The sequence below is a fragment of the Mycolicibacter arupensis genome, assembly GCF_002086515.1.
Classification (GTDB): Bacteria; Actinomycetota; Actinomycetes; order Mycobacteriales; family Mycobacteriaceae; genus Mycobacterium; species Mycobacterium arupense.
This window is the reverse complement of record NZ_MVHH01000016.1, coordinates 1-12464: the sequence shown is the minus strand read 5'-3', so window position 1 is coordinate 12464 and position 12464 is coordinate 1. Positions and strand designations below refer to the sequence as shown.

The following is a 12464-nucleotide window of genomic DNA, read 5'->3' as shown; positions in this document are numbered from 1 at the left end:
GCTGTGCCACTGTCGCGAACGCGCATCACCCGGGCCTGCACCGTGGGAAGCGTCGCGCTCGTGCTTGCGGCCGCGCCGTCGTGCGGCCACCCGCTGCCTCCGCCGCCGCCGGCCGGCACCCCCTCCACCGCGGCACCTGCCCTACCTCGTGACGATGCGCCCTACCTGCCCCGCGGGGAGCTGGTCGCGCCGATCTCTGCGCTGCTGAACGACGCGATCGCGGTTCCCCGGCTGCCGGGTGCGGTAGTCCGGATCGGGCACGCCGGCACGATCGCCTTCAGCCAGGCGTTCGGCGCGCGCAGGCTCGCAGACGAACCCGCTCTCGACGGCTTGCCCGCGCCGGCCGAGCCGATGACCGAGGACACCATCTTCGACATCGCGTCGTTGACGAAGTGCCTCGCGACGACCGTCGCAGTCCTGCAGTTGTACGAGCAGGGCCGGGTCGGAATCGACGAACCCATCCAGACCTACCTGCCGGAGTTCAACGAGACCAACGACCCGCGACGCGCCCAGGTGACGTTGCGCATGTTGCTCACCCACACCTCGGGCATCGGGGGCGATCTGAGCCACCAGGGCCCGTGGGGCCTGACCGAGGCCGACAAGGCCGGCGGTGTTCATCGGGCACTGACCGCACCGCTGGAGTTCGGCCCCGGCGAGCTATTCCACTACTCGGACATCGGCTTCATCATCCTGGGTGTGCTGGTCGAGACGATGACCGGCCAACCGTTGGACGCCTACGTGCAGAACAACGTCTTTGCGCCGCTGGGCATGACCGACACTCGCTACCTGCCCGCCGCCAAAGCCTGTGGCCCACACCAGATCCGCGGTACCGCCATTGCATTGGACCCGAACGCATCCCGGGACGACGAGTGCCCGGTGGGCAGCTGGCGCACCGACCTGCTGGCCCGCATCGCGCCGACGGCGCATGACGAAGACACCCCCGGGCTCAACCCCGACTTCGATCAACTGCTGCGCGGCACGGTGAACGACCCGACCGCACGCCGCATGGGAGGGGTGGCCGGCAGCGCCGGAGTGTTCTCGACCGCCTCCGATATCGGCAGGTACGCCCAGGCCCTGCTTGATCGGCTCGCCGGGCGCCCGAGCCCGTTTCCGTTGCGGCAATCCACCCTGGAATTGATGACCACGCCCCAGCAACCCGGCCACAACGCCACCCAGCTGGTGGCCGCGAACGCCGCCGCACAACAGACGAATGCAGCGACACCCAACCGGGCCGATCCGCTGCTCGCCGTGAACTATCCGGCGATCGACGGACAGGATCTTCGCGGTCTCGGCTGGGATATCGATACGCCGCACTCCCGGCCGCGCGGGATGATTTTTCCGATCGGCAGCTTCGGGCACACCGGCTTCACCGGAGTGACGCTGTGGATCGACCCGGGTTCGGACACCTACGTGATCGTGCTCGCCAACGTGATCCATCAGCGCGGCGGTCCGCCCATCGCGGGGCTCAGCGGCGACGTGGCCACCGTGACCGGCCGGGCGCTGCAGCTGTACGGCAGCTGACGGGCCAACTTCTACCCAGTGGTCACACCCGGCCGCGTGCACCTGGCAATAATGGCCGGGTGGCCGATCGCAACGCTCCCGCTATCCCCGTCATCGCGCTGACGGGGTACCTCGGGGCGGGCAAGACCACGCTGCTCAACCACGTGCTGCGGGCGCCGGGCGCACGAATCGGAGTCATTATCAACGACTTCGGCGAACTGAACGTGGATGCCGGCCTGGTGACGGGCCAGGTTGACGAGCCGGTGTCGATCGCCGGTGGGTGCATCTGCCATCTGCCGGATGAGGGCGGGCTGGACGAGGCGCTGGAGAAGCTCGCCGACCCGAAGCTGTCGCTCGATGCGATCATCATCGAGGCGAGCGGGGTGGCCGAGCCGGCGGACGTCTCGCGGGTGATTCGGTTCAGCGGGGTGGAGCGGGTACGCCACGGCGGTGTTGTCGACGTCATCGACGCAGCGGAACACTTCGACACAGTCGATACCGAGTCGGCCCCGCCGCAGCGCTACGGCGTGGCCTCCCTGGTCGTGGTCAACAAGCTGGATCGGATCGCCGAAGACGCCCGCGAAGAGGCCCTTGCTCGGGTTGAAGCCCGTGTGCGCGAACTCAATCCCCACGCTCACGTGGTGGGTGCGATGGCCGGACGCGTGGATCCCCGGTTGCTCTATGACATCAGCGACGGCGGCGAGTCCGGGCAGATGTCGTTTCGGGAGTTGCTCCTCGACGAGCCTGCCGACGCTCCCGGCGAGCACCACGCCCACGTGCATGCCGCTTCGGTCACCGTCGTCGGCGACGGCGCCGTTGACCCGGGGCCACTCATCGACCTGCTCGAGCAGCCGCCGCAGGGCGTCTACCGGATCAAGGGCACCGTCGCGATCGGCAAACGTCATTACCTGGTCAACGTCGTCGGCACGTCGGTGCACGTGGTGACCGCGCCTGCCAGTTCCGGGGCCAGCCACCTCGTCGCGATTGGCACGCACCTGGACACCTCGGAGGTTCGGGGGCGGCTCGAGGAAGCGCTGCGGCCCGCCGGCGAGAAAGTGGCCGCCGCGGGCATGCGGCGGTTGCAGCGGTTGCGGCGCTACAGCATCTAGGGGTGGCCTTACTGTCAGGCGCTGTTCACTCCGATGCGGGACCGATGAATTCGATTCCTGCGCGAATCGCCGGTCGGTGCCGCAAGATTCGGAAATGTGCCAGCCGGCCGAGGCCCGCCGTCGTCATCAGGCGTGCGCCTGGCCAGGACGCGACGACCTTCTCGCTCGTCACATAGGGGGTGTCGGGGTCATCGGGGTCGTGGATGAGCAGCAGCGGCGGGTAATCGGTGTTCTCGGCGATCCGGACCATATTGGTGTCCTCAAGCGGCATGCCGATACGGCGTTCCAGGCGTCGATGTAGACCGGCGCGTATCCGCCGGCCGAAGTTGTGGCGCGCGGCGAACAGATCCAGGTAGATCGGGAACTCGCCCATCGGCGCGAGAAACACCAACCTCCCGACCGTCGCGCCCCACGACGCCGCGAATGCGGTCGCGTTACACCCGAGGGAGTGGGCGACTACCGCGCGGGCCGGCCCATGTGTCCGGATCATGGCTGCCACCGCTTCGGCGCACTCGATGGCTGTGGTGCGACCGGGCGCCAGTACGCCCGGGTCTGACTCGTTGTGGCTGGGCAGGTCGAAGGCGATAACGCGGTGCCCGGATTCGACCAGGGGTTTGATGAACATGCCGAGGTGCGGACGCCGCCCGCCCCAGCCGTGCACAAGGTAGACCGGCGGCCCCTCGCCCCAGGATTCGCCCGCGACCCGGTGCCCGTCCCAGTGCGCTTCCAGCGGTTGACCAGGAGGGACGCCGGGCGGCATGCGCAGGCTGGACTCAAGGACCGGTGGAGTGCACCACAGTTCAACCGCCCAGCGCGACCCGATGGCGGGCGCGAATCGCTCCAGTAGCCAGAACAGCCTCCGCACCCGAGGGGTGACCGGCGGTTGGACACCGGAGCCCTCCACGTCGAGAACGATCGGGCTGGGAGAACCGTCGCCGTCGGAACTGGTTCGATCTGGGCGAAGGACCTCTCGCGCGGGCGGGGTGTTCGGCGGCTCCGGCACATATCGAGGTTAGCGAGATGATGCGGCCTGGAGCCACCATCGAGCTGGTTCTGGTTCAGGCCTTGAGGGTTGGTGTGATCGCCGCATCGATGATCTTGATATCGCGGGTGGCGATGGTCAGATTGCGGCGTAACGCCTGGGCGACGATGATGCGGTCGAACGGGTCGCGGTGTTCCCAAGGAAGTCGCCCGGCGAGGATCGCGTCAGCGGAGTCAATCGCTAGTTCCGTGCTGCTCATGTCGGCTATGACGTCGGTCCAGGTCGACAGCAGAGCTCCACCGTCGAGGCGGCCCAGCCTGGTCTTGGTCGCGATCTCCCATGCCGAGGCAGCGCTGACCCACACCGACGTTCCCGGATCGCTCAAAATCGCGAGCGTGTCGGCGTCTACGTTCGAAGGCTTGCTGACCAGCCACAGCAGAGTATGGGTATCGAGCAGGACGTTCACGCCTCGGCATCTTCCCAGGCCGCGAGCTCCGCTTCCGGTAGTGCGTCATCGAAGTCGCTTGATACAACCAGGCTGGGTAACTGGCCAAATCTGCGCGGTACAGCGCTGATAGGTACGAGCCGCGCGACGGGTTGGCCGTGGCTGGTGATGGTGAACGACGCGCCGGCTTTGACGTCATTCAAAAGCCGGTTGAGCTGGTTCTTCGCGTCCGTGCTACTGATGGCCTCCATCGGAGGCATCGTATCTGCGTTAGGCGCGTCGCGCTAGCGTCACTAGCGGGATTGCGCCTCCGCATACCCTCGCCCGTAGGACATCGGTTGAAGCTGACAACCGACCGTGGGGGGACTGCCCCCGGTTTGGTTGACTCCTGATCTGTGAGGATTCGTCCTTGCTGGAAGGATCAATCTCGTGCCGAAGCCGTTTCCTGCCGAGTTCCGTGCTGACGTGATCGCAGTGGCCCGCAAGGGCGAGGCGCCGTTGCGCCAGATCGCGAAGGACTTCGGGATCTCCGAGGCCTGCCTGCATCGCTGGCTCAAGATCGCCGACCGAGACGAGGGTGTCGACCGACCAGGATATGCATCTGCCGACAAGGATCTGTCGGTGCAGCTGCGCGAGGCGCACAAGCGGATCAAGCTCCTTGAGCAGGAAGCCGAGATGATGCGCCGTGCGGTGGGCTACCTGTCGCGGGACGCCAACCCAGAATGATGTACCTGCTGGTCCTTGACCTTGCCGGCGACGGGATTCCCGTCACGGTGACCTGCCGGGTCCTGGGGTTCCACCCAAGCGTTCTACAAGTGGCGCAAAGAACCACTAACCCAGCGTGATTGGGATGATGCTCACCTGATCAACGCTGCTCGCGACATCCATGCCGATGACCCGGCTTTCGGATACCGATTTATCGCCGATGAGTTGCCCGGCCGCGGGATCGTCGCCGGAGAGAACCGCGTGGCGCGGTTGTGCTCCCAGGAGCGACGGCCCCGGTCGAGGGCTTGATCCCCGCCTCAGCGAGTCGCTCAGAGTAGGCCACCGACAGGTACTGGACCCCGTGATCGTGATGGGCGACCAAGCCGGTCAAGTCCTTGCCGGCCCGCTTGCGGGTCCAGATAGCCTGCTCGACGGCGTCGACGACGAGTTGGCTGGTCATCGTGGTCGCCACTGACCAGCCCAGGATCCGCCGGGCATACGCATCGATCACGAACGCGGTGTAGCACCAGCCCGACCAGGTCGAGACGTAAGTGAAGTGGAAACCCACAGCAGATCTGGTGCTAACGGCCGAAAGTTACGGTTTACCAAGTCATTCGGCTTCGCCGAGCGCGGGTCACTGATCGTTGTCCGCTTGATCTTGCCGCGAACTGCGCCGGCCAGTCCGAGTTCGCCCATGAGTCGTTCCACGGTGCAGCGCGCGATCGGCGGGGCCTTTTTGGGCCGTTCACGGTTCAGCGTCAGCCATACTTTCCGGGCACCGTAGACGCCGTAGTTCGCCTCGTGAGCGGCAGCGATCTTCGGCTTCAATTCGGCGTCTCGAACCTCCTGCTTGCTGGGGCTGCGCCCACGGTGTTCGTAGTAGGTCGCGGGGGCGATCTTGGCTCCCAGCTCGGTGAGCTGGACGCAGATCGACTCGACACCCCACCGCAGACCTGGCCCGTCGGCATCGTCGTGGCGGGCACCGACGTGCTCGTCGATGTAGCGCACGATCAGCGCAGTGGCCGGTCGAGTTCGGCCGCGAAGAAAGCCGACGCACTCTTGAGGATCGCGTTGGCCCGCTTAAGCTCGGCGTTCTCGCGCTTGAGGAGCTTCAGTTCCGCCGATTCCTCAGTGGTCACACCGGCCCGCTGGCCTGCGTCGACCTCGGCCTGCCGGCACCACTTGCGAACGGTCTCCGGCGTCCCGATCCCGAGCAGCTCGGCGACCTTGCACATCGCCGCCCACTCCGACTCGTGATCGGCTCTAATCTCGCCGACCATCCGGACCGCCCGCTCACGCAACTCGGCCGGGTACCTCTTCGACGTACTCCCTGACATGACTCCATCCTTTCCAAGAAACAGAGTCTCCGGACACGCCGGGGGGATTCAGTAGCGCCTGTAGCGATGGGGTGGTGACTACCGTTCGCTACCACTGCGATGGAACCTCAGTGCAGATGCTGGATGCACCGCCGCTTGACCGCTAACGGTCCGCGCACCGGTCGATTCATCGCACAGCTCATCACCACAAAACTAGAGCGGCCGACATTAACGGCGGTCAGCTCCCAGAACACGGCGACGAGCCGGTAGCAACCCTCGACGCCGCGCCGTCAACGGCATCCCAGCAATCACTCCGAAGCATGCGTCCTCGCGCATGACACGTTCGTGAGACACATGACAAGGACATGACACCGCCGCTGAGAATATGACACGCGGCGTGAGACCCTACAATTGGTAGTGTAGGTTCTCAAATTGGAGTGCATCGGTACATCCCGCTGACCTGTGTATTTCCGTTGTGTCTCACGACGGCTGCACCAAATTTTGTCTCACGAACCTCTGCATTTCCTAGGTGCGGCGACGAAAGGATGCGCGCCGATACAACATCGACGGATGGACCGTATGGCCGCTTTCGTCACAGTGACGGTGTGCGTGGCAACCATCAATTAGGTGCCTCAACCAAGGTGGTCGGGTTGAAGCTGTCCGTTGACATCTGACGTAGGGCATTGTCACGGAATCTGAGGTATCGGCGTGTCTTTGACAATCTATCTGGGGCACTGCCCGTAGATCGCCGCAGCCTGGCCACAGGGACCGACGCTCAAATCAGCAGAATTTAGTCGGTGGGGACCGTCGATGCCGGGTGGTTGTCGACCCCAACGGCCGTCAGCCCGAGGGTTACGCTCGCGAGGATTCTCGCTGCACGCCGTGCGGGGCTGGGGTTCTCGCGAGCTCGGCGAGTTGGCCCTGTTGTCTGCAGGGATTCGGTGATCAGAGGAGCGCAGCGGGTGACACAACAGGGTGGGGACCCCGATCCGATCCAGACCATGCAGAACACCGCGGGGTCGCGGCCGGTCTGGATGACGCGCGGGGTCGGCGGGATCGGCATGGCGAGTCTGCTGGCCGATGTCGGACATGAGGTACCGACCGCGCTGATGGCCAGCCTGGTCACCGGCACCCTCGGTGCGCCCGCGTCCGCGCTGGGGCTAATTGAGGGGATTTCCGATGGGCTCGCCGGGGCCGGCCGATTCCTGGGTGGCCCGCTGGCCGATGACGTCGGCCGTCGCCGCCGGGTGGCGGTCGGTGGCTATACCGCCACCGCGGTGCTCTCGTCGCTGATCGGGACGGCCGGCAGCGTGGTCACCGCTGGCTTGCTGCGCGGTGGGGCCTGGGCCGCCCGGGGTCTGCGGGTTCCAGCGCGCAACGCGCTGCTCGCCGATGTCGTCCCGGCCGCCGCCTATGGGCGCGCCTACGGGTTTGAGCGCATGATGGACAACCTCGGCGCGATCTTGGGGCCGCTGCTCGCGCTGGGCCTGGTGGCGATGTTCTCGGTACGGACCGCAATCCTGCTCTCGGTGATCCCCGGCCTGTTCGCTGCGGCTGCCATCGTGTACGCGATTCGCCAGGCCAAGCTTCCCGCCGTGCGGGAACGCCGCAAGCTTCGCGTGCAGATTCGGCCTGTGTTGCGCGGACAGCTCGGGCGACTACTGGGGGCGTTCGCTCTATTCGAGTGCGGCAACCTCGCCGCGACCCTGCTCATCTTGCGCGCGATCGACCTCCTGACCCCTGACCATGGCACGCAAGCGGGCACCCAGATTGCGCTTGCGCTGTACACCGCCTACAACATCGCCGCCACCGTGGTGTCCTTTCCCGCCGGCCACCTCGTCGATCGGCTGGGCACCCGGGGTCCGCTGCTGGTCGTTGGCGGCGGTGTGGTGGCGTTCCTGGTGGCCTACCTGCTGTTTGCAATCACCGGCCCGGTGATCGTGGTACTGGCGGTGGCGTTCATCGCCGCCGGGATCGGCATCGGCTGCGCGGAAACCGCCGAGCACGCCGCGGTGGCTGCGCTCGCACCCGAGCAGGTGCGCGGGTCGGCGTTCGGGCTGCTGGCCACCGTGCAGGCCGCCGGGAATCTGCTCGCCAGCGCCGTCGCCGGTCTGCTCTACACCGTTGCTTCGCCGACAGTTGCGTTCGGCTATGTCGCCGCGTGCATGGCCACCGCACTGGCCGGTCTCGCCTGGGCCGCCAAGCCCGCCACCTCACAGCCGACCCACTGACTGCCGGTTGTTCAGGGTGCGCCACGCACGGGCTTCAAACCTGCTGCGGACGATCAACACTACCGCACGGACCTGTCTGCGGCGCCGGGTCCGTATGTCAGTGACGACCAGCGCGGGCGAATACCCCAGCCAGCGCCTCCAGGGCGGCGGGCACCAGCCGGTAATAGGCCCATTTGCCGCGTTGTGTTCGTTCCAGCAAGCCAGCTTCGACCAGAATTTTGAGGTGGTGTGACACTGTCGGTTGGGTCAGTCCCACCGGTGCGGTCAGGTCGCACACGCAGGCCTCGGCACCCTCATAGCCCGCGATCAGCGATACCAGCCGCAGCCGGGTCGGCTCAGCTACCGCCTTGAGCACGCCCGCCAGCCGCTCGGCGGTCGCCACGTCCAGCACGCCGTCGGTGAGCGGGCTGCAACACGCTGCCACGTCGGCCGCAAGCAGCGAACCGGTAGCGGACGCGCTTATGACGGACATGACCACAGTATGCCATCCGCATTGACAGTCATCGATGGGTCGTGCAGACTGCACGCATAGACAGCTGTCGATGAATGGAAGTGAGACGAATGACCACCGAACACGACGCACTGCGTGACCAGGTCAAGGCGAGCTACGGTGCCGCCGCCGACGCGGTGCGCACTGGCGACACCAACAGCGACGTGCTGAGCGCAGCGAGCTGCTGCGGGTCCAGCGATTCAGCCGATGTCGGCGTCATCTTCGGCGCCGGCCTCTACGGTTCCGACGAGCACTCCGAGCTGCCCATCATGGCCGTTGAAGCCAGCCTGGGCTGCGGCAACCCGACCGCGGTCGCCGACCTGCGCCCGGGCGAACGAGTACTCGACCTGGGGTCCGGTGGCGGTATCGACGTGCTTCTCTCGGCACGGCGGGTCGGCCCGCAGGGGTACGCGTACGGCGTCGACATGACCGACGAAATGCTCGCCTTGGCCGAGGAGAACAAAGCCAAGGCCGGCGCCACCAACGTCGAGTTCCGCAAGGGCACCATCGAGGACATCCCGCTGCCGGACTGCGCCGTCGACGTGGTGATCTCCAACTGCGTGATCAACCTGTCGGCCGACAAACCGGCCGTGCTCGCCGAGATGTTTCGCGTCCTGGTCCCCGGTGGACGGATCGGGATCTCCGACGTCGTGGCCGAAGACCACCTCAGCGTGGCCGAGCGCGCCGAGCGAGGCTCCTACGTCGGCTGCATCGCCGGGGCACTGTCACGCCAGGAGTACCTCGACGGACTGGCCGCGGTCGGATTCACCGACGCCACCGTCGAGTTCACCCACGAAATCGCCGAAGGAATGCACGGCGCGATCATTCGCGCCACCAAAGCCGACGCAGGGTGCTGCGGATGAGCGACACCGCCGTAACGACTGCTGCATCCGCAGTGGCCGCCAAAATGTCGACACTGGACCGGTTTTTGCCGGTGTGGATCGGTGTGGCGATGGCCGCCGGCCTGCTTTTTGGGCGTCTGATACCTGGCCTGGGAGCCGGGATCAGTGCCATTGAGGTCGATGGCATTTCGCTGCCGATCACCCTTGGTCTGCTGGTGATGATGTACCCACCGTTGGCCAAGGTCCGCTACGACCGACTCGGCGAGGTCACCGCCGACCGCAAACTGCTGGTGTCCTCACTGCTGCTGAACTGGCTGATCGGGCCGGCGCTGATGTTCGCACTGGCGTGGACGCTGCTACCCGATCTGCCCGAATACCGCACCGGCCTGATCATCGTCGGGTTGGCCCGCTGCATCGCCATGGTCATCATCTGGAATGACCTGGCGTGCGGGGACCGCGAAGCCGCCGCCGTGCTGGTCGCCTTAAACTCGACCTTCCAGGTCGTCATGTTCGCCGCGCTGGGCTGGTTCTACCTGTCGGTGCTGCCTGGCTGGCTTGGCCTGTCGCAGAGCGGAATCGACGTCTCGGTGTGGCAGATCGCCAAATCCGTCCTGATCTTCCTGGGTATCCCCTTGCTGGCCGGATACCTGTCGCGCCGCTTCGGCGAACGCGCCAAGAGCCGCGATTGGTATGAGTCGCGGTTCCTGCCGCGCATCGGCCCGTGGGCACTGTATGGGTTGCTGTTCACCATCGTCATCCTGTTCGCCCTACAAGGGCACCAAATCACCTCCCGGCCAGGGGATGTGGCCCGCATCGCAGTGCCGCTGCTGGCGTACTTCGCGATCATGTGGGCCGCCGGCTACCTGCTCGGGGTTGTGCTGAACATGGGCTACGAGCGCACCACCACGTTGGCGTTCACCGCCGCCGGCAACAACTTCGAACTGGCGATCGCGGTGGCGATCGCCACCTACGGCGTGACATCCGGGCAGGCCCTTGCCGGGGTTGTCGGACCGCTCATCGAAGTACCCGTGCTGGTCGGGCTGGTTTACGTCTCCTTGGCGCTACGCACCCGCCTCTTCCGATCTGAGTCGCAACCAAGCGGTGCCCGCTGATGGCCGACAAACCCAGCGTGCTGTTTGTCTGCGTTCATAACGCTGGACGCTCCCAAATGGCGGCCGCGCTGCTGACCCACCTGGCTGGTGACCGCATCGAGGTCCGCTCCGCCGGTACCGAACCCGCCGATCAGCTCAACGCAGTGGCCGTGGCGGCGATGGCCGAGCTGGGCATCGACATTACCGCCGCCACCCCCAAGGTGCTCACCGGCAATCAAGTGCAGACCAGCGACGTCGTGATCACCATGGGCTGCGGCGACACCTGCCCCTACTTCCCGGGAGTCGCCTACCGCGACTGGCAACTGCTCGACCCCGCCAGCCAACCCCTCGACACCGTCCGCTCCATCCGCGACGACATCGCCAACCGCGTCCAAGCCTTGATCGCCGAACTCCTGCCCACCACAGGCAACGGTCGGTCGGGTAGGTAACGACGCCGCAACTCTTGCCACAACCGGGCAGACCGCACGGAACGCATGGCGGCCCCCCACGGGGTAGCGCGCGGGTTCGCTGTTGCGTCGTCGCCACGGCGTGTCTGAATTAGACGAGGTGGGTGACAAGTGCGGGGTGCGCCAGCAACACGAGACCAAGGACGATCAGCATGGCCGCTGTCACTCGGGTGAGCCGATCACCGAAAGGGGTTACTTTCTCCAGCCAGATCAGCACCGAGAGCGCCAGCATCCACGCCAGTTGCATGGTGCCCAGGGCGATCAGCAATACGAACAGCATCCAGCAGGAGCCGAGGCAAAACGTGCCGTAGCGGCCACCGGCACCAAACGCCCGGGCCAGACCGTCGCGATGCGTCCCCTGCGGCAGAGATAAGGAAGTCGGCGCGTGACAGTGCCGCAGGCATGTCGCTTTTAACGGCGTGAGCTGATACAGCCCGGCGGCCACCGCCACGGCGCCGGCAAGCCTGCCGGCCCACGGATCGGCGTGTGCCAGTGGTTCATTGAGGCGGCTCCACGCCAGAAACGCGGGGATTCCCGCAACACTCCACAGGGCCAGGTATGCGGCCACGAAGATAACCCCTGGCGCGGCGCCGCCGCCGGCGGCGCGGGTATAGCGGCGCACAACGGGTAGGACCGGGGGAAGCATCATCGCGGCCATCATGGCCGCCCACGCGAGGAGGAACGCCGCAAAGGACATCGGCGCCATGGTGCCCATGGGCATTTCCGGCTGGGTATCCATGGACATCGCGTCGCCGCCCATGCCCATGCCCATGTCGCTGGCGCTGACCACTGTCCACCACCAACTCACACCCGCCACACCCAGCAGGGCTGCCGGCAACCAGGTATCAGTCCATGACCGTCCACGCACTTCGCTATCGCTCATCGTCTCGTCCTAGTCGCGGGGTGGCTGAGTTCGGCGGAGGCCTCGGCGTCCAGGTCGTTTTCTTCTAAAATCCAGCACACCGTGGAATGGTCGTGTTCGGTGGGCGCGGCGTGCGATGCGTGGTCGACAAGCGTCTGCAGGTGGCCTTCGAGGGCGACCAGTTCGGCGATCTGGGCGCGGACTTGGTCGAGGCGGGTGCCCAGGACCTGTCGCACGTGCCCGCACGGTGCCTCGCCGCGGTCGTGGATCGCCAGGATCTGGCGCACTTTCTGCAAGGTCAGCCCGGCGGCTTGACCCCGATGGATGAACCGGATTCGCTCCACGACCTCCGGTCCATAGTCGCGGTACCCGGACGGGGTGCGTGCCGGCGGCGGTAGTAGCCCCGAGTCCTCGTAGAAACGAA

10 protein-coding genes and 3 pseudogenes are annotated in these 12464 nt (G+C 66.2%); 6 read left to right on the top strand and 7 right to left on the bottom strand.

Translation table 11 applies throughout. The features are described from left to right. Nucleotides 1–3 precede the first annotated feature (3 nt). Nucleotides 4–1521 carry a serine hydrolase domain-containing protein gene (locus BST15_RS10110; protein ID WP_234708280.1) on the top strand — a complete coding sequence of 506 codons (1518 nt, stop codon included), beginning with the start codon at nucleotides 4–6 and terminating at the stop codon, nucleotides 1519–1521. 59 nt (nucleotides 1522–1580) lie between these two features. Next, nucleotides 1581–2609, top strand: a complete 1029-nt coding sequence (locus BST15_RS10105) for a CobW family GTP-binding protein (RefSeq protein ID WP_046189024.1) — start codon at nucleotides 1581–1583, stop codon at nucleotides 2607–2609. Nucleotides 2610–2634: 25 nt separating this feature from the next. Here BST15_RS10105 and BST15_RS10100 read toward each other — a convergent pair whose 3' ends face one another. The 3 genes from BST15_RS10100 to BST15_RS10090 all read right to left on the bottom strand — a co-directional run bounded on the left by BST15_RS10100 (nucleotide 2635) and on the right by BST15_RS10090 (nucleotide 4287). Continuing rightward, nucleotides 2635–3525, bottom strand: coding sequence for an alpha/beta fold hydrolase (locus BST15_RS10100; RefSeq protein WP_046189044.1), 891 nt, complete (start codon nucleotides 3523–3525; stop codon nucleotides 2635–2637). A 142-nt stretch (nucleotides 3526–3667) separates the two neighbouring features. Next, the gene (locus tag BST15_RS10095) at nucleotides 3668–4057 is read right to left on the bottom strand and encodes a type II toxin-antitoxin system VapC family toxin (RefSeq protein WP_024443059.1); all 390 of its coding nucleotides are present in this window, start codon (nucleotides 4055–4057) and stop codon (nucleotides 3668–3670) included. Next, nucleotides 4054–4287 (bottom strand): type II toxin-antitoxin system Phd/YefM family antitoxin, encoded by a 234-nt coding sequence (locus BST15_RS10090; RefSeq protein ID WP_024443058.1) that lies wholly within the window; start codon nucleotides 4285–4287, stop codon nucleotides 4054–4056. Before BST15_RS10090 ends, BST15_RS10095 begins: the two co-directional genes overlap by 4 nt. A 178-nt stretch (nucleotides 4288–4465) precedes the next feature. Here BST15_RS10090 and BST15_RS21305 point away from each other — a divergent pair. After that, nucleotides 4466–5029: pseudogene (locus BST15_RS21305) on the top strand (IS3 family transposase); the annotation flags it as partial. On the opposite strand, the pseudogene BST15_RS22640 reads toward BST15_RS21305, so the two are convergent. Beyond that, a pseudogene (locus BST15_RS22640) lies at nucleotides 5028–6078 on the bottom strand (IS3 family transposase); the annotation flags it as partial. The pseudogenes BST15_RS21305 and BST15_RS22640 sit on opposite strands and share 2 nt — an antisense overlap. Nucleotides 6079–7019: 941 nt before the next feature. Here BST15_RS22640 and BST15_RS10065 point away from each other — a divergent pair. Next, nucleotides 7020–8288, top strand: a complete 1269-nt coding sequence (locus BST15_RS10065; RefSeq protein WP_234708281.1) for an MFS transporter — start codon at nucleotides 7020–7022, stop codon at nucleotides 8286–8288. 97 nt (nucleotides 8289–8385) lie between these two features. Here BST15_RS10065 and BST15_RS10060 read toward each other — a convergent pair whose 3' ends face one another. After that, nucleotides 8386–8760, bottom strand: coding sequence for an ArsR/SmtB family transcription factor (locus BST15_RS10060; protein ID WP_046189046.1), 375 nt, complete (start codon nucleotides 8758–8760; stop codon nucleotides 8386–8388). 89 nt (nucleotides 8761–8849) lie between these two features. Between BST15_RS10060 and arsM the strand changes: the two genes are divergently transcribed. Beyond that, the gene (arsM, locus tag BST15_RS10055; protein ID WP_046189027.1) at nucleotides 8850–9641 is read left to right on the top strand and encodes an arsenite methyltransferase; all 792 of its coding nucleotides are present in this window, start codon (nucleotides 8850–8852) and stop codon (nucleotides 9639–9641) included. Next, nucleotides 9638–11160, top strand: a pseudogene (gene arsB, locus BST15_RS10050) (ACR3 family arsenite efflux transporter). The gene arsM and the pseudogene arsB overlap by 4 nt, the downstream one beginning before the upstream one ends. A gap of 109 nt (nucleotides 11161–11269) precedes the next feature. Here arsB and BST15_RS10040 read toward each other — a convergent pair. Beyond that, nucleotides 11270–12061 carry a DUF2182 domain-containing protein gene (locus tag BST15_RS10040; protein ID WP_046189029.1) on the bottom strand — a complete coding sequence of 264 codons (792 nt, stop codon included), beginning with the start codon at nucleotides 12059–12061 and terminating at the stop codon, nucleotides 11270–11272. After that, nucleotides 12058–12464: heavy metal-responsive transcriptional regulator (locus BST15_RS10035; RefSeq protein ID WP_083070919.1), on the bottom strand; the 407-nt coding region annotated here is incomplete at its 5' end. The genes BST15_RS10040 and BST15_RS10035, both read right to left, overlap by 4 nt.

Excerpts from the sequence above, each read along its gene's own strand:
- BST15_RS10090 (WP_024443058.1), bottom strand. The coding sequence starts at position 4,287 with ATGGAGGCCATCAGTAGCACGGACGCGAAGAACCAGCTCAACCGGCTT.
- BST15_RS10060 (WP_046189046.1), bottom strand. The coding sequence starts at position 8,760 with ATGTCCGTCATAAGCGCGTCCGCTACCGGTTCGCTGCTTGCGGCCGAC.
- arsM (WP_046189027.1), top strand. The coding sequence starts at position 8,850 with ATGACCACCGAACACGACGCACTGCGTGACCAGGTCAAGGCGAGCTAC.
- BST15_RS10040 (WP_046189029.1), bottom strand. The coding sequence starts at position 12,061 with ATGAGCGATAGCGAAGTGCGTGGACGGTCATGGACTGATACCTGGTTG.